This window comes from Treponema sp., assembly GCF_052169735.1.
Lineage (GTDB): Bacteria > Spirochaetota > Spirochaetia > Treponematales > Treponemataceae > Treponema.
This window is the reverse complement of record NZ_JBQNBW010000023.1, coordinates 1-22,506: the sequence shown is the minus strand read 5'-3', so window position 1 is coordinate 22,506 and position 22,506 is coordinate 1. Positions and strand designations below refer to the sequence as shown.

Sequence of the window (22,506 nt, the reverse complement as noted above, 5' to 3'; positions counted from 1 at the left end):
TAAAAATAACGCTTAATAAAAATGTGTTGAAAAAACGATGATAAATACTGGATATGAGAACTTTTTTGAAAAATAATTTGAAAATCCTGTGCAGTGTATTTCCTGCACAGGAAACTGCACTGACTCTTTGACTAAGACTCTAAGGCGTTGATCTTTTCAAAGATATAGAATATCAAGCTCATCAGCACTGCCACCGCAGAGGCAAGTACCATCCCCTTAAACTCAATCTGTCCTAATTTAATTGATATACCGCTTAACCCGGTTGTAAAAACAACGGATGTCAGCATCAGATTTTTCGGCTTGGAATAGTCGATTTTTGAGTCAACTAAAAGCCGGATGCCGGATGCGCCGATCATACCGTACAGCAGGAAGGTTACTCCGCCGATAACATCACCCGGTATCGTTTGAATGACTGCTGCCAATGGGCTGATAAATGCCATCAAAATTGAAATAACTGCTGCTCCGCCAATAACATACACGCTGTACACACCGGTAACCGCCATAACGCCGATATTCTCACCGTAGGTTGTTGTAGGAACACCGCCTACCATCCCGGAAAGCGCTGTAGAAAAGTTGTCGGCAAAAATGGTACGGTGCAGCCCCGGATCTTTCAGAAGATCCCGCTTAATGATATTGGAAGTAACTACTTGATGGCTGATATGCTCGCTCGTAATGACAAGAAGTACCGGCAGCATAGTTAAAATGGCTTTGATGTCGAATTTGGGAAGCTGAAAATGCGGAAGGGTTAAAAAGCCTGCTTCTTTAATCGGGGTAAAATCTACCAAGCCGAAAAAGACCGCGGCAACATAGCCGGTAACAATAGCAATTAGAATAGGAATGGTAGAAAAGAAACCGCGGAACAGCACGGAACCGAAGACCGCTACGGCAAGCGTGATAAAAAACACCGTAATATCTGCCGAACTCACTGTGTCGGTCATAATATTTGCCCCGATGTTTCCGCCCCGGATCGTAAGCCCGACTAGCTCAAACCCAATCAGCGCAACTACAGACCCCATCGCAGCAGGCGGCAGAATAATGTCGATCCATGAGGAGCCGAACTTGTAGATAATGAATGCAATCCCGCAGCCTAATAAACCTGTTACCACAAAAGCCCCAAGCGCATACTCAAAGCCCATGCTAGAGATAATCAGCCCTGCCGGTCCTAAAAAGGCAAAACTCGAGCCTAAATAGGCAGGAGCTTTTCCCTTGCTAATAAGGATAAAAAGCAGTGTGCCGATACCGTTCATCAACAGCACTATTCCCGGATTGATTTGAAAAATGATAGGAACCAGAACCGACGCTCCGAACATTGCAAACGTGTGCTGCAAGCTGAGCGGGAGAAAAAGACTTGGTGGTACTTTTTCGTCAACCTGATAAATTTTCTTCATTAAAACGCTCCTCATATGGATGGGCAGCGCTGAGCTATGACTCAAGCACTAGCCCAAAATTTCCGCATTATATCACATTTCATTAACACGATGCAAGACCCTTTTGACGATTTTTGTTCAAAGAAGAGGGATATTATTCTCCTTGCCTAAGCGGAAGCTGATAGGCAAAATAGATTAACTAACATTCCTACCAAGGAGATACCATCCATACCGGACTTTTTATGCTGTTTTACAACTGACCGTGTTTTAATTAATCTTGATTTGAGACTTGACATTTTTTTTTGTTTTCGATATAGTCTTTTGCATAGTTATTTATAACTTTCCCCTGTAGCTCAGTAGGCAGAGCAAGTGGCTGTTAACCACTGGGTCCGTGGTTCGAACCCGCGCGGGGGAGCTAAAAGCCCAAGAGTGTAATACTTCTTGGGCTTTTTTTATTAGTAGATATTCAAGAGAAGACCTTCTAAAAATATAAAGACTTAAATTAAAACTCGTGATCAGTTTTGCTGATGGAGCATCTCTAAAAATCTACACATGAGTTTTTAGAGATGGTCAAATACCCTTTTTCTATCCGGCTTTAAAACAAGGAGTTTGTAGACTGTATGGAACATTTTGGAATATGGGGAATGATTCCGCCTATTTTAACTATTACTCTTGCCTTTATCACTAAAGATGTTATTGTTTCGTTATTTTTGGGGATTCTTTCCGGTTGTTTGATTGTTGCGGGAGGAAATCCTGCTGCGGCTCTTATGCAAGTGACGGACTTATTGGCAGGGTCTTTAGCAGACGGCTGGAATATCCGCATCTTTTTATTTTGCGGGCTGCTCGGCGCTTTAGTCGGTATGCTGTCGAAAACGGGGGCTGCCCAAGCCTTCGGGACATGGGTATCTAAACGATTAAAAAATGCTACTGCTTCGCAGTTTGCAACTTTTTTATTCGGGCTTATTGTTTTTATTGATGATTATTTTAACTCCCTCACGGTTGGGACGGTTATGCGTCCGATTAACGATAAAAACCGAGTTTCCCGTGCGAAACTCGCGTATATTTTGGATTCTACTGCGGCTCCTGTGTGCATTTTAGCTCCTGTTTCAAGCTGGGTAGTTACAGTTATGTCCATTGTTAAAAGTTCAGAAGGCTTTGACAAGCTTGGAATAAGCGACTTTGAATTTTTTATCCGCTCCGTTCCTTATAACTTATATGCCCTCACTACCTTACTGATGATTCTTGTAGTGATCTTTTTTAAGACTGATTTTGGAGCAATGAAAAGTGCAGAGACGCTTGCAAAAAGCACCGGTAAGTTGTGGAACGAAGAAAAATACGGCGTTATCTCCGGAGATTTACGTGAAGTGCAGACCACTCGGGCAAAACCAGTTGATATGCTGCTTCCTATCGTCCTGCTTATCGTTTTTGCTATTGCATTTTTTCCTATTGTAACATGGCTGAATGCAATAGACGGCAATTCGATCACCACTTTAGCACAAGCAGCAGCTTCTATGAGCATACGGGATGCCTTTATCAACACTGATTCATCTTATGCACTCTTTTATGCAATCATTTTTACGTTGACGGTAACGTATATATATTATTTGCTCCGCCGTCTTATGAACTTAAAAGAAGCAAGTGAAGCAGTCCGTACCGGTATCCAGTCGATGATTCCTGCGCTTATCATCCTCACAATGGCATGGTCTATCGGAAAGGTGATCCGTGCAGCCCCTGCAGATGGCGGATTGGGCTTAGCCCGGTATCTTTCGGAGCTGGTAGTAGGCAGCAGCTTTCCCTTACAAATGCTGCCCGGAATCGTATTTGTGCTGTCAGCAGTTATCGCCTTTGCTACCGGTACCAGCTGGGGAACGTTCGGGATTATGATTCCGCTGATCATGCCTATCACCGTAGGACTTGCTCAGCAAGCAGGTTTTTCTTCCGATGCTTCATTAAACGCCGTACTGATCTGTGTTTCAGCTGTACTCGGCGGGGCTGTGTTTGGAGACCATGCTTCTCCTATTTCCGACACCACTATTCTCTCGTCTACCGGAGCTTCATGCCCGCACTTGGAGCATGTTGCAACACAAATGCCGTATGCTCTTTTTGTTGCAAGCTGCTCGCTCATCGGGTTTATTACCGGAGGAATTTTTATGAACGGACTTTCCGCATGGGGGGCTGTTCTTGTTGTGTTTATTGCAGGACTCGGTATTCTCCCTCGGATAAGTACAAAACAGAGAAAATAAGCCCCGCTTCATTGGCGGAACGTCTCTTTTTTTGTATATTTTACTACAAAGAAGCATAAGACTTTAAAGTACAGGGAACCGCTAAAAATCTAACCGAGTTTTTAGAGATACCTATAATATCCGATGGGAGGACAGTCTATGAAACTTTATAGTAGAAGGCAGCTTATTTTTTCGACAGCTGTTGCCGGCTGTATTATTGCGCTTGCTGGGTATAGCTTTGGCTTTTTTTGGGGAAAAGGCGGACAAAATGCAGCTCAGTATGATGACGTGCAGCTTGAAGCCTTAAACGAGACTGCGGCGGCAGAACAAAAGACTGCAACAACAGCCGGAGCAACCGGAGAGCAGCAGTCTGTGTTATCGGGAGAAACAGATCAAATCAATCCCTATCTCGTAACTGCGGCAGAGTCAAGCAGCCGCTATACAATAGAAGAAAAGCAAAATATTTCGGTATACGAAACAACAAACGATGCGGTAGTCAATATCACAACCGAAACAGTGGGTGTCAACTGGTTTTTGGAACCAATTCCGCAGGAAGGCGGTTCAGGCTCCGGTTCGATTATCGACAGCAGAGGCTATATTCTGACAAATACCCATGTTATCGAAGATGCTACAAAGATATTTGTCTCGTTATCTGACGGCAGTCAGTATAGCGCTAAGGTAATCGGTATTGATAGAGAAAACGATCTTGCGGTACTCAAGTTTGACCCTCCTGCAAATACCCAGCTTACAACCATTAAATTCGGCAATTCGGATGGACTGAAGGTCGGGCAGCGGGTGTTGGCAATCGGGAACCCCTTCGGATTAACCCGGACGCTCACCGTCGGGATTGTCTCAGCATTAGGCAGACCTATTCAAACCGATAAAAATATTATCATTAAAAACATGATACAGACTGATACCGCAATCAATCCGGGCAATTCAGGTGGGCCGCTGTTGGATTCCGAGGGGAAAATGATCGGCATCAATACCATGATCTATTCCACATCGGGCAGTTCTGCAGGGGTCGGTTTTGCTGTTCCGATCAATACGGCAAAGCGGGTCGTTGCTGAAATTATTAAATATGGAAAGGTTCGCCGCGCCTCCATCGATGCCGAATTGGTACAACTGAATGCGTCCATTGCAAATTATGCAGATTTGTCTGTGCAGCGCGGTTTATTGGTTTCCCGTGTGAAAAAAGACAGCAATGCGGAACGGGCTGGACTGCGCGGCGGTGCAAATGCAGTCCGTTACGGTATCGGTAGGCGTGCTGCAGTCATCTACCTCGGCGGTGACATTATTACAGAGATAGCCGGTCAAGCTGTCAGCAATTTGAGCGAATACTATGCCATTTTAGAGGATAAAAAGCCGAATGAAAGTATTACGGTAACGGTTTTACGCGGAAATAAGACAGTAAAGCTTAATCTTACCCTTTCCGAACGGGATGAATAAGGCTGAATTTTTATGGCAAAAAAGAAGAGCGGCGGGATAGCATTTAGGTGCAGCTCCTGCGGATATAGCCAGCCGAAATGGCTTGGACGCTGCCCCAGCTGCGGTGAGTGGAATACCTTTGAGGAACAATTTGTAGAAGCTGCCGCCGCCCCCGCTGTTGGGGCTGTACGCAGTGTGGATGAGGCTCACCCTATCCCGCTTGAGCAGGTTGAAGCACAGAGTACTGCCCGCATTACTACCGGTATTTCGGAATTTGACCGGGTACTTGGCGGTGGTGCGGTGCAGCGCTCCGCAGTGCTTATCGGCGGGGAGCCGGGGATTGGGAAGTCAACCCTCCTTCTGCAAGCTGCCGCAGCGACAGGTCAGCACGTGCTGTATGTTTCGGGGGAGGAGTCCGCCGGTCAAATACGCGGCAGGGCAGACAGGTTGAATGTTCCGCTCAAAAATATCGAACTATTGTGTACTAATTCGGTAGAAAATATCGAAAAAGTACTCAATGCGGTTCACCCCTTGGTTGTCATCATCGATTCGGTGCAGACACTCTTCTCTCCGCAGGCGGGCAGCATCCCCGGTACTATCAATCAGTTAAAATACTGCGCTAATGAGCTTGTTCAATGGGTTAAAGAGCGGGATGCGGTACTCTTTCTAACCGCTCACGTTACCAAAGAAGGCGTTATTGCAGGACCGAAGGTACTTGAGCACATGGTTGACACTGTTATCTCTTTTGAGCGGAACGAAGACGATGTGCGGTTCCTCCGGGCTTTGAAAAACCGGTTTGGTTCCGTGGATGAGCTCGGGATTTTTAGGATGGATGAAAAGGGCTTAGCCGCAGTACAAGACCCCGCGGCGCTTTTTATCATTCAGCGCCAGGGTGAATTACCAGCAGGTTCTGCCACGGTGCCGATTTTTGAAGGCAGCCGCGTATTTATGGTAGAAATTCAAGCGCTCACCGTCCCGGCAAAAGGCGCTATGACCCGTGTGTTTTCCGACAAGGTAGATTCTGCGCGGGTGAGCAGAGTGGCTGCCGTGTTGGAAAAGCGCATCGGGTTGAGGTTTTCCGATCAGGATATTTATATCAATGTAGCAGGAGGTATCCGGCTGCGGGAACCAGCCATTGACTTGGCGCTTGCCCTTGCGCTCTACTCCGCACGCACCGATATTCCGGCACAGAAAACCCAAGCATTCATCGGGGAATTGAGCCTTGCAGGAGAAATCCGTCCCGTGCGCAGGCTTAAACCGCTCATAAAAACAGCGCAAGGGCTCGGTTTTGGTAAGCTCTACGTTCCGGCAGCCTCCAGCGACACGGAAGACGGAGATGTGGATATGCGGGGCGTTACCCGCGTGGACAACCTTGGCGAAGTGATCAAGCGGGTATTCAGTCCGGAGACATAGCGCCACCGTCCGCAGCTGTATTCACCAAGGCTGGAAGTATGTGATGGAAACTTTCTTCCCTGAGCAAGGCTGCCGTTATGCCGGCGCCCCTGACTTTGAAGTATATTCGGAAGGGGATATGTGTAGCCTCAATCACACGATGGAGCTGTGGGTACCTATCGTGAGGGTATAACCGCCGAAATTCGGAACCAAGTGCCGGAAAAAGATAGACAAGAACGCTAAAATGGTATATGGTAAGAGCCTACCGGTTTCCAGCCGGTAACATTCATTAAACCTATTCAGCAACATACGTTTCCGAACAGGTTTATTATCTCAATATAGTAAGGAGTTCATCCATGTTAAAGAAAAAAGTATTTGTTATCTGCTGTATTGCAGCGCTCATCACCGCTTTGCCGGTTTTTGCAAAAGAAAAAACGTATAATATCGCGGTGTTCGTTCCCGGTATTGTAAAGGGAAGTCCTACCTATGAACTGTTAGTTGAAGGAGTACAGGAAGCGCAACAGCGCATGGTAAAGGCAGGAAAGAAGGTTACGGTAAAAACGGTAGAAGGCGGCTTTAATCAAGGTGAGTGGCAAAATGGTTTAACAGCGCTCGCTTTAACAAAAAAATACGATATCATTGTCAGCTCAAACCCTTCGTTACCGGCTATTGCTGAAAAAGTATTGCAAACGGCACCTCACCAAAAATTCTTGCTGTTAGACGGCTATCTGGCAGGGAATGCGAATATTAAAACTGTTGGATTTAATCAATATGAACAAGGCTATCTGAATGGATATTATGCAGCATTACTCAGTACCTCTTCAATGAAATATGCAAACAGTGCCTATAAGATCGGATTACTTGCCGGTCAAGAATACCCTGTAATGAATGAACAAATTAAAAAAGGCTATCTTGATGGTGCAAAAGCGGTGAATAAAGATTTTGAGCTGGATTTCCGTGTTCTCGGTAACTGGTATGATGCAGCAAAAGCCTCGGAACTTGCAGCATCTATGATTAAAAATAAGACCGATGTTATTTTAACCATTTGCGGCGGAGGCAATGCCGGCGTTGTTGCTGCTGCCCGTGAGCAGGGCGCGTATGTTATGTGGTTCGATTTCCCGGGCTATGCGTATGGTCAAGATATCATCCTTGGTTCTACAGAAATTAGTCAAAAATCAGCGTGTACAGATGCTGTCATTGCGTTTATCGAAGGACGGCTTACCTTTGGGACACCGGTAGAACTGGGCGTAGAAGACGGGGCAGTGGGCTTTGCATTTGAAGGTATTCCGGCATCCGTTCCCCGCGATATTATAGAAAAAGAAAAAGCCCTGGTAGAAAAAATGAAAACAGGGGCGATAAAAGTGTCTGCCCGATAGGATGCTTGTGCTTTCCCTTGAAAAACTGACCTTTACCTTTCCTGAAAACGGGATCACCGCTGTTGATGAGGTAAGTCTTCAGTTTGAGCCGGGTAAAATTCATGCACTGTTAGGAGAAAACGGAGCAGGAAAATCAACCCTTGCCCGGCTTTGTACCGGGCATCTTCAGCCTGACAGCGGATTGATGCGGTATAATAATGAGCTGCTGACGTTACAATCAGCGGCTGACGGTATTCGCCAAGGACTAGTACTGGTGCCGCAGCATCCGCAGCTTTCCGCAGAGCTGACGGTATGGGAAAACCTTGTTATCGGGCTGCATACGGCAAAACAACTGTCTGCCTCGGTGATTATGCCTGAAAGGACAGCCGCAGCCGTTCAGGAGGCGCTTGCAGTCTATGGCATCAGCCTCCCCCTCGCCCAAAAAGCAGGAACCCTCGATACATCTCAACTCCATTGGGCGGCAATCGGTGAAGCGCTTTTAAAAAAGCCTTCCGTGTTTTGCTTGGATGAGCCTTCCGCCTCGTTTAGCCCGCAGGAAATTACGCAGCTTTACGGTATTCTCCGCAGGCTTGCGGATCAAGGTGTGTGCGTAATTGTGGTAACCCACCGCATTCAAGAAGTACTCGCCTTTATGAACACCGTGCACATTCTCCGTAACGGGAAAACGGTCAGAAGCTGCCCCATCACTCCCGGTATCACTGCTGAAACATTGCTGGAGGATATATTCGGCTCAAAAGCAGTGGAAGATGCAGAAGTACACACCGGTGAGGCATATTCAGCAAAGCCGCCATCCGCGGAAGGATTAGTGCTTTCCCATATTGCGGCGGTCAATGGAAAAGGTATTCGTTTTTCGGATTTTTCGCTTGCAGCACCCTGCGGCAGTATTACCGGCGTAGTCGGGATAAAAAAGCAGGGGCTGGAACTGCTTGAGTATGTACTCGTCAACACCATAACGTCGGATCGCGGAACGCTTACGTTTAACGGGCAGCCGCTCACCCATATTCCCCGCAAGGACTACGCGTATATTCCCAGTAAGCGGATGAGAAACGGCATTGCAGATCGGTATAGTATCGCGAAAAACCTCTATATCCGCGCACGCGCCCTCTTATACCGCTACGGTATTTTCTCAAAAAAAGCAGTAACAGCATGGCAGCGCCGCTGTTCCTTTGACATTCCCCGCTCATGGAACGATTCAGTACTGAGTTTATCAGGAGGGATGATCCAAAAGCTCATTTTCAGCCGTGAACTTGATAATCCTGAACCTAAGCTCGTTATTTGTGCCGAACCCTACTGGGGGCTTGACCGGAAAGTACAGCTCGTGTTGCTGCAGCGGCTCCGTACACTTGCCGCAAACGGTGCCGCGGTGATTGTATTAACCTCTGATGCCGATGCAGCCCTTGAAACCTGCGACCGCATTCATGTATTATACCGCGGCGCTGTTATCCGCTGTATGGAACGTTCTGCCTATAACCGCTCCGCTTTAATCACCGCAATGATGCAGGCTACCGCTCATGAATAACCGTTTAGAACAATCCATAAAAAAGGCAGCTCCGCTGCTAAATAGTATTCTCTCTGTTACCGCAAGTGCGGCAGCAGCAGCCTTGTGTTTAGCAATCCAGAGTGAGGAGCCGCTTGATACCCTGTTTGCCTTCTTTGTTTCGCCATTTACACATTCCTTTTATTTAGGGAATATGATTGATAATGCGTCTCTGATTTTGCTCTGCGCACTCGGCTTTATCCTCCCTGCAAAGGCGGGTTTCTTTAACCTTGGCGGTGAGGGACAGGCGTACCTTGCTGCATTTATCGCAGTAGAGTTTGCATTGCTGACACCTCAGCTGCCGCAGCCGTTCGGGCTTATTGCCGGATGCCTCCTCGCTGCTGCCGGCGCCGGGCTTTTAGGGCTTATTTCGGCAGCTCTCAAACAATTTCTTTCCATTACAGAGCTTATCAGTACCTATCTTCTTTCATCTGCGCTTATACCGCTTATCGATTACAGCGTCAACGATATTTTTCGAGACCCTTTGAGTAATTTGATGGCAACCCCATACACAGCTGAAACGTGGTACTTCCCCTCGTTTTTACAGCCTTCTACCTTGAACGGCAGTATTGTGTTTACTATAGTCACTGCTGCGGTCTTTTTTTGGATGCTGAAACGCACCCGCTATGGGTATGAACTGGAGATAACCGGCAATAACCGTGCTTTTGCACAGTCTCAAGGTATTAAAACCGGCATTGTTTCTTCGGCTGCGCTCATTTTGGGTGCAGCATGTCACGGACTTGCAGGAGCCTTTAGCATATATGGTTCCCGGCACTATATGTATGCAGGAATTACAGCAGGACTCGGATGGAGCGGTATCTCCGCAGCCCTTATTGGACGGAATCATCCTCTCGGAGCCGTTTTTGGCGCGCTCTTCTTTGCGTGGATGGAAGCAGGCGGCAAGGCAGCGATGATTCAAACCAGTACATCTTTTGATCTTTCTTCTATTGTACAGGGTGTTGCCTTTGTGCTGATAACCGTGAATTTTTTTCAGTCAAAGAAAGGGAGAAAAAAAGTATGATAGCTGCGTGTATTTCTCTTTTGGCACAAACAGCTCCGCTGCTCATCGCTGCCTGCGCTGCCCTTGTATCTGAATATGTAGGGCTGCTGAATGTCGGTATTGAAGGGCTGATGCTGCTGGGTGCATTTACCGGTATCAGCGGCATCTTATTACACGAAAGCCTTGCCGGACTGTTTCCTGCGTTTACCGCCGCGCTGGTTCTGGGTGCAGGTTTAAGTATGCTTATTGCCTATCTTTCTTTGAGCCGCAAGGCGAATATCTATATTCTGGGGCTTGCTATTAACCTGTCAGCTGCAGGGGTTGTGTCCATACTGAGCACACGGTTTTTCGGTAATCGGAGTATTGTTACGCTGCCGCCAGAGCTGCTGCTTCAGCCGCAGCTCATCAAAACAGCCAGCGCAACGTTGGCTGTTTTAACCGGTCTGGGACTTGCCCTCTTTTGCCGCTATACCAAAACCGGCTTACGGATCAAAATACTGGGTAAAGATACGCTCTTTTTAGAGTCGGTCGGCGTGCATACGGTACGGCTGAAAATCGCGGCAATGGGTATATCCGGAGCGGCGGCAGCGCTTGCGGGATGCCTGCTTTCCCTACAACTCGGCGCATTTGTCTCGAATCAGAGCGCCGGCAAGGGCTGGATAGCACTCGTGCTTGCTTATGCGGGCGGGCGTTCCGTCATCGGAACCGTCTGTACAGCCCTGCTTTTTACCTACGTGGAGAACATTATTGCAGCGGCGCAAATCGGTATGGAACATCCCGCCTTGCTGATCGGATTGCCCTTTCTCCTCGGGCTCTTTTTGATTATCACCGAAAGACTGATTATCAGGTTGTGGAGATACAGGGCAGCATAAGCAGCTATTTAGCTGTGTCTGTAGGATAACAGCTGCCAACAGCTGCCGTGTAGAATCAACGGGGAAATGCGGCGTACTGGAAACCTTACAGCCAGCTCAACTGCACAAACACAGGATCATGATCGGAAAGCCGTTCTTTTGCCGGTAATTCGGCATTGATATGCAATACTTCCGCCATATCAATGTGTACGTTATCGGTAACTAAAATATTGTCGAGGGTTTGCGAATGCCCGTCATACACATACGTATACCGATTGTTTTCCGGCAGCACTTCGATGGCATTTTTCATACCGGCACGTTTAAAAATCCCGATAGTCTGAGAAAACCAAAAATCGTTGTAGTCCCCGACAGAGATAATAGCTGCACCGGGACGGACTGCAGTAATACTACTGATAAAAGAGGCAATGAGTTCCGCCTGCTGATGCCGTTTTGTTTCGCTGCTCCGGTGTACCGGCTGTCTCCTGCCCCATATTTTTCCGTCGCTTCGTTTTGAATTAAAGTGATTATTGATGACAAAAAAATCCTTTCCGCCGTTTATTCCGTCCTTAAACCGGAAGTGTGCAACAAGTGATTTACGGGTATTTTTAAAGACAGCTTCTCCAACTCCAAGCCGTGCCGGATTTTGCAGCAGCCGTGAACCGTCAGCTTCAATTTCCGCCTTGGTGGTAGCCCGTGAGTTTGTTACATCTCCGTCGCGATCGGAAACCGGCTCCAGTCTATCGCTGCGGTACAGATATGCACAGCGGATGTTGGCTCCGGGGGCTCCGCCGTCGCGTCCTTCTTCCGGGTTTAACACAAGGGCTTCATAGCGAAGTCCTGCCCGCCGTTTTTCAATTTCTCCGGTTAACAGCTGTAAGGTATTGCGGGCGCTCACTACACCGTCATCGGCTTTTTCTCCGCTATCATCTTGTACTTCGATCAGACAGATAAGGTCGGGACCCTGCATCAGCTTGACAAACTGATTCGCAAAGGCAGCAGCCCGCTCTTCGGCACTTTTCTTGGAGCTATGCGATTGCCGTGTGTTTGCCTTGGAAAAATTTTCGAGATTATAGGACACAAGATTGAGCTTATCGGCAGCAAACGGTATTGAAGAGATGAGCTGCGTGCCCTCTTTTCCTGTTGCTTTGCGTGTAAGAGCAGGCAGCGGGTCAGTCAGCGCAATTTGATACTTGCTATACGCATAATCGAGTACACCGGTAACCATTCCTGCATAGACATCGCCGATTGCAGGTTCAGGCTTCGGCATATTGATTGAGGCTGTATCAGCAAAGCATTTCTTAGGATAGAGGCAAAGCAGCGCTGTAGAAGCATAGCTATTGTACATCATACCGCCACGAATAGAAAAACCATGTGCATCAGACGGTGCAAGATACTGTGTACCTTTATAAGGAACGGCAACAACCTGCGGATTACGGACACAAACGCGCATACCTTCTAAACTTTCATAAAAATCTATTGCTTCGGATTGAGGATTTAAAGAGTTTAGATCATCCACAAATACCGGTTTTTCCAAATCAGCAGCGGTGATTTCTATGGGAGCAGGCAGTGGGCTATTGTTTTCTATTATGCGCAGTTCCGATAGCGCAATTTGTGTAAGCGGCATATCTTCCACCGGACCATTTTTAGGCTTATAGGCATATTCTTTTACCGTTCCTGTTACAGAAACATGCTGCCGAACGGCAATTCCGGTAGGACTGTCCGTACCGCAATACACATAGATTCCGTCAGAGGTCGCTGCATCTCCATCGCCCTGTATATCCTGTATAAAAAAACCGTTCGGCTTTTTCCGTGAATAGGTGATAGCGGTTATCACTCCCTGTACATCTTTTACCTGTTTATCTTCCAGCGGAGAAACATGGGCGCGTCCCTGTATTTCGTATATCCGGGGAGAACCAAAATGAGCATATAAGGTGGTATTTGCATTGAGCGGCTCGGAAAAGCGGAAGCGTTCCTTCCCGTTGCGGTCGGAAGACCAATAAAGCACAGAGGCACTACCATCCGGTTCTTCCCGGAAGGCCGTACGGAGCTGCGGCTGCACTGCACATTGCCCCGCTGCAACGGTTTGGGGGGATGGAACTTGTCCGGCAATACCATTGAGATCGAACTGAACAGTGTACTGCTGCCCAGCAGTAGTATTGGGGGGGACAGCCTCTTTCTGTTTTTGCTGAACAGCCGCCTTTTGCAGCGGCATTGAAGGAGAAGGTCTGGAGCATGCCGACAGAGTCAACAGCACTACTCCCAAAAATAAGATTATACCGTATTGTTTCATAACGAGAGACAGTATAGCGAAAAACTTCATTGAGGGCAAACGCTGCGGCAGATAGGTATGGGTAGAACGGTTTATACAGGAGGAGAGGCGCTGTTCCGCCATTTATGGCAGAGATGATCAAAAACCTGCCATCAGTACATGGACATCCATGTCGCTATGTGCTGATGAGGTATATGCCAAGTATTAGACGGAGGCGCGCCGTGCAATGCCGAGGATGGTAAGATCGTCGTACTGAATATCTTCTTTGATTTGCCTATAATAGAAATATTCGTCGTAAATGGGGTGCGGCTCTTTTTCATTGCAATACATGCCATATTGTAGAAAATATTTACTGAGGAATGTATCGATCTTTTTATCAACTTGTACACAGTCGAATGATTGTGCTGAACTGTCCTTATACATTCTAAAGACCTTTTCTATAGATATAAGTGCCATAACCGCTTCTTCGATGGTGCCGTTGCACATAGAAAAATCAAAATCAAGCTGTTCGTAAATTAAATCGCTTTGCCGCTTTTTTAAAGTAAAAGTCTTCCGTGCAAATACCGATTCGATAATAGCTTCAACTCTATCCTGACCAAGCGTTTCGCTGTCGTTTCCTATCAGATGCTCATCTTGTGTGTTTAATTCCGTTTGCTCAATACTTTCTTTTTGCTTGGTGATGGATGATCGTAATTTCCGTTTGGATTCTTCAATGCCGTCAGTGTATAAAAAGAGAATATCACCGCAGTTAAGGTGGATTTTTTCTACCGGAAAACCGCCTTTTAAACTTACTAAATCGGAGGAAAATGCACCGGCTGCAGAACTTGAGCGGAGCGTATGAGTTTTGAGCCGCCGTTCGTGGTTATCATAGATATGGACGGCATTATCGCCTGCATTGCAGAAATATGCATCCCCGGTACACATGTTTATGATACAGAGACTGAATGCGGCAAAGCGCCCGACAAATCCGTGGGATTCAATAACATCGTTAATACGCATCACAATACTGCTCAGATTGTAGCCATCCCGTTTATAGTTCCAATTCTGGAAGTAATTTTGAAAGAGTGTGGCAACTTCCACCATAATAAGAGCTGCCGGTACGCCTTTTCCTGCGACATCGCATTTGATTACTGCATAGTGGTACGCATCCAGCTTACGGTAGTCAAAATAGTCGCCGGAAACACCATGTGCGCCTTCATAGTAGCCGAAAAATTCCGAATAATTATCCCGATGGCTTCCCGTAGTGAGTTTTTTACCGGAAGAGCTGAGATCAAGCGGAATAAACATTTTTTGTATTTCTTTACCGACTTTTAAGTCTTTTGACAGTGCCGCTGCTGCTACCAGTTTTTCGGTCATGTCGTTAATAGTCGTACCGAGCATTCCGAATTCATCCTGTGAGGTGACGGTAACCGATTTACCGGCGAGTTGCTCTTTATCATCGGTGTCACGGATCATTGCAACGTGCGCTGCTAACTGACCGAGCGGACGCACAAAAATAGAACTCAAAAACCATGCAATCAATACGGCAACAACGAGTACAACCAGCGAAATTTGTATAATTAAGCGGATAAGTCTGTTTTGCTGAACGCGGATTTTCTCCAGCAATCCTTTTACTGAAACATTTACAAATATAATTCCCTGAACGCTTTCTTGAGGTTTGTGAGGATTATATGTAATGATAGGCTTGTAAAATAAATAAGTATCTTGTTTTTGATCAAGGGTTTGTACCGAATAATCAGGATATGATCCGAAGCCTTGGTTAGCAAGTGCTGATAGCCGTGCCTGCAATTTTGCTTCTATCTGGCGGATGCTGGCTTGCAGCTCAGTCCTCCGGTTAAGTGAATATGGCTCCCGCTCGTTTCCGAGTATTTTTATTTCATGCTCCAAACTTTGCATAGAAGCTGTGTGTTGTTGTACAATAGTAGTAGCCTCACTATTGATGGATACCATTTTCTGCAGAATTTCCTCAATGCCGGCGGGACAAAATTGTGAAACACCGGGGACATAGCGGTAGGTGCTAATGGCTTTACTTATATCTTGATAATCCGTTGCAAGGACATATTGGATACCTTCTTGCGGTGCAACGGCACTCTTACCGGTGATCACTACATATTCTGCTTCAGGAAAGTCAACTCGATTGAGTAATAAGAGATCAAAATCGTCTTTGCTTAGTACCTGTACATGATTCTGCATTCGCTGTTCTAGATTATCAAGCACTATTTTCGTTTGTAAAAGGAGACTATTGGAGAGCAAATCTTTGTATGGAGGAATAATAGCAATAGCGACCGAAACTGCAAGGGTTGAAATAACAGCTAGCAGTAATACGATGATAATGACGACGAATTTGACACGGACGCTACTCCATAATTTTATTGCAGGTTTATGTGTAACAATATTTTGAAATATATTTTTATTTGTTTTCATGGCTGCTCCCGCTCATAATACTATGAAAAGCTCTTATAACACCTATCGGTATTATAAATCAAAAACTCAATTAGAGGAAGTAGATTTAACGGACTTTCTTTGAAGGAATTGCTTTGTCAGCGGCAATCTTCCCCTGTATAAAATATCGCATCTATAGTATACTCTTTCTATGAGAGAATTTATGAGCCGGGCACTGCGGAAGCTGCACCGTATGAATGATGCACAGCTGCGTTCGTTTATTCAGCTCATTGCTGACGATTATGCACTTTTTGATGCCATGCTGGATTCATTGACCAATGGGGTTATCATTTTAGATTCGAATCACATCATTGTAAAAACCAATCGGGCTGCCTCCCGGATTCTTGGTATTCCGCTTGCAGAGAATCCTGAGCGTCCGCTGTGGTTATCCATATCCGATACAAATCTTGCCGATTTTATTCATACAGTGATTGAAAATGAAGAAGCGCGGGCTGCCGAAGAATTTGTTATCGCTGCCGATGAAGGGAATCAATATATTGAGCTTTCGGTACTTCCGCTGGTAAAAGAAAAAAAAGTCCGCGGTACTATTATCACGATTGAAGATATTACGCAGCGGAAGCGGGAAGAAATCAACAATAGACGGCTCGAAAATCTGGCAAGTTTAACCAATCTTGCTGCTGCTGTAGCGCATGAAATAAAAAATCCCCTTGCTGCAATCAGTATTCATGTGCAATTATTACGGAAAAATTTAAAACTGTGTTCGGAAGCAATAAATACCAAAGCTCAAAAGCATCTGGATGTGGTGCAAGAAGAAATTGAACGCTTGAATAAGATTGTTGTGGATTTTCTCTTTGCGGTACGCCCTTTGCAGTGTGAATTTGCCCCGGTAAAAATCAATGATCTTATCCGTAATCTGATTGCGACGTTTCAAGAAGAATTTTCCGGTGCCGGTGTTGTATTTTTTTCGGAGCTTGATGATACTGTGCCTCTTATTCAAGCTGATGAGCGTTTTTTGCGCCAAGCGCTGATGAATATCCTGACCAATGCAAAGGCGGCAATGGTTCCTCAAGGGGGAACTTTGAGTATTCTAACCCATTGCGATCAAGATAAAGTATATATCAGTATCAGCGATACGGGGAAGGGCATTCCTCCTGATGTGCTGCATAAAATTTTTGAACCGTATTTTACTACCAAGCCTGACGGCAGCGGCTTAGGACTCACCATGACCTATAAAGTGATGAAGGAGCATAACGGCGATATTCAAGTGCATTCGGAAGAAGGAAAGGGGACTCGGTTTACGTTGATTTTACCGATTACGCATACTGAAAAACCGCTCCTGCTTGAAGCGCGCAGTACTTCCTAATGCGTAAATCCCTCATTGTATAACTATGCAATATTCAGTATGATACTACCCGTTTGAGAATACCGCGCAGTGAATTAAAAATACCTCGTTTAGCAGTGAATATGTAAGGGGGATAATGATGCAGGAGATCATTGATTTACTAGAAAATAATGCCCGGCTGACACCGCAGGATATTGCTGCAATGGTTGGTAAGTCTGAGGAAGAAGTTCGTGCTGTTATAAAAAAATTGGAAGATGACGGCATCATTTTAAAATATTCGGCAATTATTAACCGGGAACGGCTGAACACGGCAGACACGGTATCTGCAATTATTGAAATTCAGGTTGCCCCTGCCCGTGAACACGGTTTTGACCGCATTGCAGAGCGGATATACCGGTATCCTCAAGTAAAGACTGTTCAGCTGATGTCTGGGGGCTACGATTTGCATGTGTTGGTAGAAGGCAAAGACCTCAAAGAGGTTGCCTTTTTTGTTTCGGAAAAATTGGCTTCACTGGAAGGTGTGATTAGCACCCGTACACACTTTGTCTTAAAAACATATAAGGAAAATGGAACCTATTACATCAATCCGAAAAAAGACCTTCGAGAAGAGATTACTGCATGATAAACCGTACCGATAGATTTTCTCATACTATTTTGGAGATTGCTCCTTCGGGAATCCGCCGTTTTTTTGAACTGGCAGCCGGCAGGGATGATATTATTTCGCTTGGGGTAGGGGAGCCGGATTTTACTACGCCGTGGGCAATGCGTGAAGAGGCGTGGTATCACTTAGAATGCGGTCATACCTCGTATACTTCAAACTGGGGGCTTGAACCGCTCCGTACAGCCATAGCGCAGTATTTGAACCGCTATAATCTTGTCTATTCACCGAAGAATGAGATACTGATTACGTTCGGTGTTTCTGAAGCGATTGATATTGTATTCCGCTCGATTTTGAACCCCGGAGATGAGGTTATTGTCGCTGAGCCTTGTTATGTTTCATATCAGCCGCTGGTGGAACTATGCCGGGCAAAAGCTGTGAGTTTAGATACATCCGCAGCGCATTTTATCCCCACTGCGGCGGCAATTGAAGCCCTCATTACGCCGAAAACCAAGGCGCTGATTATCTGTAGCCCGAATAATCCTACCGGTACTATGATTCCGGCAGACGAACTGGAAAAAATAGCAGCGGTGGTAAAAAAACATCAGCTTTGGGTCTTGTCGGATGAAGTCTACTGCGAATTGCATTACGAAGCGCCGCACGTGTCCATCGGTTCCTTTCCGGGGATGAAAGATCACAGCATCATCCTCAACGGCTTTTCAAAATCATTTGCAATGACCGGCTGGCGGATCGGGTTTATTGCCTGCCCGCAGGAGTTGATGGCTCAAATACACAAAATCCATCAATATGCGGCAATTTGTGCACCGATTATGAGTCAGTATGCTGCCTTGGAAGGCTTAGAGAACGGCTGGGACGAAGTGGAAAAAATGAGGGTTTCCTATCGGCAGCGCCGTAATTTGATGATGAAGAGCTTTGATGCGATGAATCTGCCGTATATAAAGCCTGATGGGGCATTCTATCTTTTTGTAGACATACGCAGCACCGGGCTGACATCTGAAGCGTTTGCGGTAAAACTCATTACCGACTATCGGGTTGCGGTAGTGCCCGGTCATGTGTTCGGTGCTTGCGGAGAAGGCTTTGTTCGTTGCTGCTATGCAACTGATATAGCAAAAATACGCATTGCGCTTGACCGGATTGGTAAGTGTCTCAAAAATGAGCCGCTGTAAGTCTCTTGCAGTGATACGGAATGTCTAAAAGCACTCCGGACTTTTTTAGCTTTTTGCAAATTGCCTAATGTATTTTATGCATACAGACTGGACAGGTTCGTATGCTGCGATGGGGATTGATTATTACTATTGAGTACTACTATGGAAAAGATACAAAATATTAAACTTATTGCAATGGACTTGGACGATACGCTGCTGCGGGATGACCTAACGATTTCCGACTATACGGTCGCGGTACTGAAAGCGGTTATGGAAAAGGGAATATTACCGGTGCTTGCCTCAGGGCGGAGTCCCCGGTCGGTACATTCATACACGCAGCGGATCGGGTCGGATAAGATACACAGTTACATGCTCTGTAATAACGGTGCGCAGATTCTCACCTCCGATATGCAGCAGGAACTGCTTACCGCTTGTCTTGATACGCCGCTTGCGCTTGAAATTTACGATTATATCGAATCGCAAAACCTTTCATGCCATCTGTATTTTGATGATACCATTTATATTGTAAAGCAGACGGTATATTCCGACCGGGATTCGCATCTGACTAAAATGAAAGTGATTATTCCTGATGATTATCGGGAAGTGCTGCGGACAAAGACCGTTTATAAGCTGTTGATACCTGCTGATCCTGAAGTTATCACTGCGGTGGAACCTGAATTCCGCAAACGCTTTGGAACGCGGGCTGTACTCTTTACCAGTAAGCCGTATTTTTTAGAAATAATACCCCTCCATTCCGGCAAGGGAGAGTTTCTGGAAAAGCTTGCAGATATGCTTGGAATTGGAATGCAGTCAGTGATGGCATTCGGCGACAGCATGAATGATGAAACGATGATACGGCTGGTAGGTTACGGTATTGCGATGAAAAACGGACTGCAAGTGATTCAAGACAGTGCCTATGCCGTTACGGATTTTACCAACAACGAAGATGGGATTGCCCGGTTTCTGGAACAGCATCTGCTCTAGGCACGAAATATATTTCCGTAGCTGCTTTCCGTTTTGTTTGTTGCAAGCTGCCGCTATGATCGGGAACCTCTAAAAACTCAGGTATAGTTTTTAGAGGTTCCCGATAGCATAAATGCGCGCTGAAAATTATGTGCAATGCGGTCTGTAAACGCTTTTACCGTATCTGAATCGCAGCTGATGTCTGCAAGTGCTGCAGCGCTGGATTCATACTGTTGTATGCCCGCGGTTTGCTGCAAGGCATCAAAGCCCTTTTTCCGTAGGTTTGCACACTGTGCCGTAACTGCAATAATGTCGCTGGGATGAGAAAATGTTTCCCGTTTGAGCCGCATATAGGGCGCATCGGTTTCCGTTAAAAGGCGGTCAATGTCAAATGCTGCAGCCATCTTACATACAGATTTTTGCCCTCGCAGTACCGCCTTGCCGATAGAAAAGTATGCATTCACTCCTTTTTTGAGAAAAGATTCTGCTTCTTGCGGGCTTCCTCCCCAGCCATGAAAGATGACTGCGGGGAGTTTTTTAAGCTGTGCTGTTTCTGCAAAAAGGAGCGGCAGGGCTTTTCGGCAATGAATGACAATCGGTACTTGAAACTTGTATGCCCATTGTACTTGCATCTGCCAGACTTTTTGCTGCGCAGGCAGTGTTTGTTTGTATGCGGCATTAAAAAGATCAAAGCCGCACTCGCCGATAGCTTGAATTTGTTTTGTTTCTAAAAGGTGATAGAGAAAATCCGCCTCTTCGGTTACAGGATTTTGCGGATGAATACCGAAAGAAAAGAGTATGGGGGCAGGGTTTAAGGCTACAACAGATTTCTCGGTATTGTTCCACTGATGAAACAGCCGGTGCCGCTCATATTCGGTATGGTCATGTGCTGAGCAACAGAACCCAGCCGCAGGAGGTATTTGTTCCGGTATGCCGGCTTCGGTACAGCAATCGCTATAGTCAGCGCTGTGCAGGTGTGCATCAACATACATAGTTACTTATTCCTTACCATTGTGTTATTTGTACTATGTGTATTTGGGTAAATGCAGGGCTGGGCGCTAATGCATAATAATATCTTCGGACTCTCTGCCTTCGATATGCAAAAATACCTTATTCGGCAAACAGGCATTCCAGTCTCCGCTCTTTTTCAGGACAGCTGCATGTATGCAGGTCTTGTTAGGGCAGGGGGAATCCAGAATGAACGCAGTATTGTCTTCAATACGGATTGTTGTAGCGCCAAGCGCGCCGGGGATAGTAACAGTGCGTGGTTCGGAAAGGGCGTATATCCACTTTCCGCCCGGAGCTTCTATGATCAAGTTAGGGCTTTGCTTGGTATCTGCATAGAGGAAGAAGCCGGCCCAGAGCGCAGCGGTAATAATACTTGCAAAAATCAGATAATCAAGGACTTTGAGCCGCCAGAACAGAGCCTTCATACAGCATACTCCTTCTTGGTTTTTTTACAGAGTGTCATGCGGTGCAGCGTTCCCCTTAGCCCTGCAGTAAAGAATTGCTGCAACAAGTTTTTTTGATTCATGGTTTTTTGGTATCCAAATGCTATTTGTTTTTTCGGATTGGAAAAATCACGGGATGACCTGCCATTTGACAGATTGATAAAAGCGGTGGGGTACTCATTTTGCTGCACAGGAATCTGCGCCGTGGTACACGCAAGAGTCCGCATTAGTACAGCGAGGGAGGTATCTAGTTCGGCTGCATTCATCGGCTCTAATGCCCCGAATGTTAATGCAAGAATATTCCGGTAGCCTTTTTCCCGGGCAATCCAGACCGGCGTGTTATCCACTACGCATGCATCGATGAGCATACCGTCTGCATTGACCGGAACAAATAAGCCCGGATATGATGCGCTTGCTCTCATCGCATCCGCTAAAAGCCCGGACGAAAGTACTACTTCTTTTCCGCTGCATAAATCAAAGGCGTTACAAAAAAACGGAATAGCGCAGTCCTCGAATGACTTGCAATCGGAAAGCTCCATAAGGAATTTGTGTACTTTTTCTCCGGAATCTGCGCCGGGATTGGAAATCATGCGGGTTAGTAATGTACCGTATTGAATGAGCGGCGGCAGTGCATGCCGAAAGAAAGGCAGTTGTACTCCGCCGACATATTTATTTACATCAAAAGATTTTTCAAATACAGCTTCCATTTCTTTTACCGGCTTACCGAGTGCATATAAACCGCCCACTATTGATCCCATTGAACAGCCGACAATACAATCCGGTTTTGGAAGTTGTAATTCTTCCAACGCTTTAAAAAAGCCGATATAGGCAAGTCCTGCAGCGCCTCCGCCTGATAATACAAGTGCCCATTTCATAGTAGCACACAGTATACAAAAAAAGAGGCGCAGCGCCTATAGGGTGCAGGGATTCTTCATTATAACTACCTTCAAACGCTGTACGCGGTACTATCTCTTCATAATTATGTTCCGCCCCGCTTTGTGTTTTTCTCCTGTACTCCACACATTGCATTTTATATCCCGATGTCCTATACTTTCTCCAGCTATGGAAGACGAATTACAGATAACCCTTACCAACGATTATGCGTTTCTTTCCATCGTACATCCGTGTACGATGGAAAGAG

Annotated in this window: 18 protein-coding genes and 1 tRNA gene; 13 read left to right on the top strand and 6 right to left on the bottom strand. The window is 46.1% G+C overall.

The window, feature by feature from the left end:
- Window positions 1-131: 131 nt before the first annotated feature.
- Window positions 132-1,388, bottom strand: a complete 1,257-nt coding sequence (gene uraA, locus ACTTJ8_RS05385; RefSeq protein WP_442720552.1) for a uracil permease — start codon at window positions 1,386-1,388, stop codon at window positions 132-134.
- Window positions 1,389-1,709: 321 nt separating this feature from the next.
- Between uraA and ACTTJ8_RS05380 the strand changes: the two genes are divergently transcribed.
- The 9 genes from ACTTJ8_RS05380 to ACTTJ8_RS05340 all read left to right on the top strand — a co-directional run bounded on the left by ACTTJ8_RS05380 (window position 1,710) and on the right by ACTTJ8_RS05340 (window position 11,194).
- A tRNA-Asn gene (locus ACTTJ8_RS05380) sits at window positions 1,710-1,782 on the top strand.
- Between the two features lie 205 nt (window positions 1,783-1,987).
- Window positions 1,988-3,610: a Na+/H+ antiporter NhaC family protein gene (locus ACTTJ8_RS05375; RefSeq protein ID WP_442720551.1), complete on the top strand. Its 1,623-nt coding sequence runs from the start codon at window positions 1,988-1,990 to the stop codon at window positions 3,608-3,610.
- A 138-nt stretch (window positions 3,611-3,748) separates the two neighbouring features.
- On the top strand, window positions 3,749-5,038 hold the full coding sequence (locus ACTTJ8_RS05370) for a S1C family serine protease (protein ID WP_442720550.1): 1,290 nt from the start codon (window positions 3,749-3,751) through the stop codon (window positions 5,036-5,038).
- Window positions 5,039-5,050: 12 nt separating this feature from the next.
- Complete coding sequence (radA, locus tag ACTTJ8_RS05365) at window positions 5,051-6,430, top strand: DNA repair protein RadA (RefSeq protein ID WP_442720549.1); 1,380 nt, start codon at window positions 5,051-5,053, stop codon at window positions 6,428-6,430.
- Window positions 6,431-6,470: 40 nt separating this feature from the next.
- Entirely contained in the window at window positions 6,471-6,602 is a 132-nt protein-coding gene (locus ACTTJ8_RS05360) for a hypothetical protein (RefSeq protein WP_442718789.1), read from the top strand.
- A gap of 163 nt (window positions 6,603-6,765) precedes the next feature.
- Window positions 6,766-7,785 (top strand): BMP family ABC transporter substrate-binding protein, encoded by a 1,020-nt coding sequence (locus ACTTJ8_RS05355; protein ID WP_442718790.1) that lies wholly within the window; start codon window positions 6,766-6,768, stop codon window positions 7,783-7,785.
- A gap of 7 nt (window positions 7,786-7,792) precedes the next feature.
- Window positions 7,793-9,304, top strand: coding sequence for an ATP-binding cassette domain-containing protein (locus tag ACTTJ8_RS05350; protein WP_442720548.1), 1,512 nt, complete (start codon window positions 7,793-7,795; stop codon window positions 9,302-9,304).
- Complete coding sequence (locus ACTTJ8_RS05345) at window positions 9,297-10,343, top strand: ABC transporter permease (RefSeq protein WP_442715918.1); 1,047 nt, start codon at window positions 9,297-9,299, stop codon at window positions 10,341-10,343. The genes ACTTJ8_RS05350 and ACTTJ8_RS05345 overlap by 8 nt, the downstream gene beginning before the upstream one ends.
- Window positions 10,340-11,194: an ABC transporter permease subunit gene (locus ACTTJ8_RS05340; RefSeq protein WP_442720547.1), complete on the top strand. Its 855-nt coding sequence runs from the start codon at window positions 10,340-10,342 to the stop codon at window positions 11,192-11,194. The genes ACTTJ8_RS05345 and ACTTJ8_RS05340 overlap by 4 nt, the downstream gene beginning before the upstream one ends.
- An 85-nt stretch (window positions 11,195-11,279) precedes the next feature.
- On the opposite strand, the gene ACTTJ8_RS05335 is transcribed toward ACTTJ8_RS05340, so the two are convergent.
- Both ACTTJ8_RS05335 and ACTTJ8_RS05330 read right to left on the bottom strand, forming a co-directional pair.
- The gene (locus tag ACTTJ8_RS05335; RefSeq protein WP_442720546.1) at window positions 11,280-13,463 is read right to left on the bottom strand and encodes an endonuclease/exonuclease/phosphatase family protein; all 2,184 of its coding nucleotides are present in this window, start codon (window positions 13,461-13,463) and stop codon (window positions 11,280-11,282) included.
- 183 nt (window positions 13,464-13,646) lie between these two features.
- The gene (locus ACTTJ8_RS05330) at window positions 13,647-15,866 is read right to left on the bottom strand and encodes a SpoIIE family protein phosphatase (RefSeq protein ID WP_442720545.1); all 2,220 of its coding nucleotides are present in this window, start codon (window positions 15,864-15,866) and stop codon (window positions 13,647-13,649) included.
- Between the two features lie 169 nt (window positions 15,867-16,035).
- Here ACTTJ8_RS05330 and ACTTJ8_RS05325 point away from each other — a divergent pair, with 169 nt between their 5' ends.
- The 4 genes from ACTTJ8_RS05325 (at window position 16,036) to ACTTJ8_RS05310 (ending at window position 19,935) form a co-directional block, all read left to right on the top strand.
- Window positions 16,036-17,208: a two-component system sensor histidine kinase NtrB gene (locus tag ACTTJ8_RS05325; RefSeq protein ID WP_442720544.1), complete on the top strand. Its 1,173-nt coding sequence runs from the start codon at window positions 16,036-16,038 to the stop codon at window positions 17,206-17,208.
- A gap of 118 nt (window positions 17,209-17,326) precedes the next feature.
- Entirely contained in the window at window positions 17,327-17,809 is a 483-nt protein-coding gene (locus tag ACTTJ8_RS05320; RefSeq protein WP_442720554.1) for an Lrp/AsnC family transcriptional regulator, read from the top strand.
- Window positions 17,806-18,972 (top strand): aminotransferase class I/II-fold pyridoxal phosphate-dependent enzyme, encoded by a 1,167-nt coding sequence (locus ACTTJ8_RS05315; RefSeq protein WP_442720543.1) that lies wholly within the window; start codon window positions 17,806-17,808, stop codon window positions 18,970-18,972. The genes ACTTJ8_RS05320 and ACTTJ8_RS05315 overlap by 4 nt, the downstream gene beginning before the upstream one ends.
- Before the next feature lie 141 nt (window positions 18,973-19,113).
- Window positions 19,114-19,935, top strand: coding sequence for a Cof-type HAD-IIB family hydrolase (locus ACTTJ8_RS05310; RefSeq protein WP_442715924.1), 822 nt, complete (start codon window positions 19,114-19,116; stop codon window positions 19,933-19,935).
- A 77-nt stretch (window positions 19,936-20,012) separates the two neighbouring features.
- Here the strand turns inward: ACTTJ8_RS05310 and ACTTJ8_RS05305 are convergent, their stop codons facing one another.
- From ACTTJ8_RS05305 to ACTTJ8_RS05295, 3 genes are all read right to left on the bottom strand, one after another.
- On the bottom strand, window positions 20,013-20,906 hold the full coding sequence (locus tag ACTTJ8_RS05305; RefSeq protein ID WP_442720542.1) for a TatD family hydrolase: 894 nt from the start codon (window positions 20,904-20,906) through the stop codon (window positions 20,013-20,015).
- 66 nt (window positions 20,907-20,972) lie between these two features.
- Window positions 20,973-21,347: a NusG domain II-containing protein gene (locus ACTTJ8_RS05300; RefSeq protein ID WP_442718798.1), complete on the bottom strand. Its 375-nt coding sequence runs from the start codon at window positions 21,345-21,347 to the stop codon at window positions 20,973-20,975.
- Window positions 21,344-22,240: a patatin-like phospholipase family protein gene (locus tag ACTTJ8_RS05295; protein ID WP_442715927.1), complete on the bottom strand. Its 897-nt coding sequence runs from the start codon at window positions 22,238-22,240 to the stop codon at window positions 21,344-21,346. The genes ACTTJ8_RS05300 and ACTTJ8_RS05295 overlap by 4 nt, the downstream gene beginning before the upstream one ends.
- Window positions 22,241-22,506 lie beyond the last annotated feature (266 nt).